3 protein-coding genes are annotated in these 1,544 nt (G+C 38.0%); all 3 read right to left on the bottom strand.

Translation table 11 applies throughout. The annotated features are described in order from the left end of the window. Nucleotides 1-48: 48 nt before the first annotated feature. From RQ763_RS11700 to RQ763_RS11690, 3 genes are read right to left on the bottom strand one after another with little or no spacing between them, the layout of a single operon-like run. Nucleotides 49-441: a hypothetical protein gene (locus RQ763_RS11700; RefSeq protein WP_314153169.1), complete on the bottom strand. Its 393-nt coding sequence runs from the start codon at nt 439-441 to the stop codon at nt 49-51. Nucleotides 442-446: 5 nt separating this feature from the next. Beyond that, complete coding sequence (locus RQ763_RS11695) at nt 447-710, bottom strand: hypothetical protein (RefSeq protein ID WP_314153168.1); 264 nt, start codon at nt 708-710, stop codon at nt 447-449. Between the two features lie 12 nt (nt 711-722). Further along, nucleotides 723-1,397 (bottom strand): F0F1 ATP synthase subunit A, encoded by a 675-nt coding sequence (locus RQ763_RS11690; protein WP_314153167.1) that lies wholly within the window; start codon nt 1,395-1,397, stop codon nt 723-725. Between the last annotated feature and the right edge of the window lie 147 nt (nt 1,398-1,544).

Genomic DNA, 1,544 nt, shown 5'->3' with positions numbered 1-1,544 from the left:
GCAAAAGAGAATGGTCGCAATCAAGTTTGCACATTTTAGACAATTTTGCTACTTCTCTAAAACAATAATCTTTATATCAAATTTATCCGCAACCCTCTGAACTCTTTTGAGATACTTCTCGTCGCCATATCCGACAATAAGCCCGATAACCGGCTTTTTGCCTGTAACTTCGGCGTAGTAGAGCGACTGCCCTATTCCCTCTGCCCACTTCTTGGCAAAATCAACCTCTATGGCATATTCACCGGTTAAACAATCGACTCCTGTCCTATCAAACAAAACGTGCTCCATCTCGCCGCCAAACTCGGTGCACATTTTAGTCTGATAATATTTTTCATCCTTTTTGGTGCTCTCTGGCTCTTGATTTAGAGTCAGGTCATTTTCAAAAAATAGATAAAGAAGCAGTAAAAGAAGTGTAAAAACAAATGAGAGCTGCTTATTCATAGAAGCTATTTTGTATGTTTAGAGTAGATTTTTTCTAAGAGTTGTGTATGTTTCTTTGCCTCTTCAAGCCTTAGTCTGTTTATAACAAAAGCGTCAAGTGTTAAGATTAAAAAGAATGAGATAACTATAAAGGTTATAGTAGTAAAAAGAGCGAGTGAAAAGCCTAAAAAAGAGAAGAGTTGAAAGGTTATAAGAGCACCGAAGATGACAATCGCCCACGATGCTCCAAGCAAAAAGCTAATAATTCTGTCGAATTTCTCTTTTTGCATGGTGTCTAGCCGTTAGTGTTCGTCAACAGCTATCGCTCCGCCAAGGTAAACATACGTAAGCATCATGAAGATGAATGCCTGTAAGAATGCCATAAAAGTAAGAAGAGCAAATGGGATCAACGGAAGAACCCATGGAGCAAGCATAAGGATTACCATCAAGAACATATCGTCACCCTTAACGTTACCAAAAAGACGGAAGCTAAGAGATACCAAACGAGATATGTGAGAAACAATCTCGATTGGGAACATCAACCAGTATAACCACCAAACAGGTCCAAGAAAGTGCTTGAAGTATTTGATAACACCTTGACGGCGAATACCCTCATAGTTGTAGTAGATAAATACAGAAAGTGCAAGCGTAAAAGCAAACTCTAAAAATGCAGTCGGAGCTTCAAAGCCAGGTATAACACCTATTAGGTTTGCAATTCCTACAAACAGACCGATAGTTGCAACAAGAGGAAGATAACGGCGAGCATTCTCTTGACCCATTACATCTGTTCCCATTTTAAGAACGCCTGAAATGTACGCTTCCATTACGTTTTGAGTTCCAGTTGGAACCATTTTTAAGTTTGACATAGCCATTTTAACAAGCATCAAAGCAATGCCGGCTGAAAGCAGCATGTGCGTCATGTAGATAAAAGTCTTATCGTGAGAAATCAGACCGAAAAATGTGAACAATTCACCCATATGGTGTACTCCCTGTCTCATAAATATTTTGTGATTATAGTAAAAATTTAATTAAACTTTTATAATACGAGAAAAAATTTATCTCTTTTTTTTACTTTTATCTCTTTTTACATCTTTTGCGCTGTAATTTTTTCCCGCGATACTCTC

Origin of the sequence: Sulfurimonas sp. (assembly GCF_032250635.1) — a bacterium.
Classification (GTDB): Bacteria; Campylobacterota; Campylobacteria; order Campylobacterales; family Sulfurimonadaceae; genus Sulfurimonas.
Note: the sequence above shows the minus strand (reverse complement) of the source record. Positions and strands in the feature narration are given on the sequence as shown.